This window comes from Vibrio sp. 10N.222.46.A1, from assembly GCF_041473595.1.
Classification (GTDB): Bacteria; Pseudomonadota; Gammaproteobacteria; order Enterobacterales; family Vibrionaceae; genus Vibrio; species Vibrio tasmaniensis_A.
This window is the reverse complement of record NZ_JBFRSN010001101.1, coordinates 1-449: the sequence shown is the minus strand read 5'-3', so window position 1 is coordinate 449 and position 449 is coordinate 1. Positions and strand designations below refer to the sequence as shown.

The 449-nt window shown below is 44.5% G+C and carries 1 protein-coding gene; it reads left to right on the top strand.

What is annotated here, in order from left to right:
* Window positions 1-449, top strand: a 449-nt coding sequence (locus AB4496_RS24210) for a cation transporter (protein WP_372132322.1), incomplete at both ends; no start/stop codon positions are given.

The window sequence follows — 449 nt, the reverse complement described above, 5'->3', positions numbered from 1 at the left end:
TTTATTGTCACTAGCTGCTTCGAAATACATTAATCGCCCATCAGACAGGGAGTTCCCGTTCGGTCGAGCAATCATTGAGCCAATCGTAATCGCCATTAAAGCGATTGTGATTCTGCTTGTGGTCGGTTATTCACTTTATTCTGCGATTGGTGCTCTGATGACAGGTGGTCGTGAAGTTGATGCTTCTATCGCAACTCTGTTTGGTATTTTCAACGTATTGGGTTGTGGTTACGCTTGGTGGTACATCGCTAACAAGAGCAAACGTATTTCTTCAGGTTTGATTCAAGCTGAGTCTAAACAGTGGCAAATGGATACGCTGTTGAGTGTGGCAGTTACGGCAGGTTTCGTTGTTGCTTGGTTGGTGGCTTACTCTCCGTTTGCTGAATACGCGGTATATGCCGATCCAATGATGATGTTGCTGATGTCTTTCTACTTTATCAAAGTGCCGT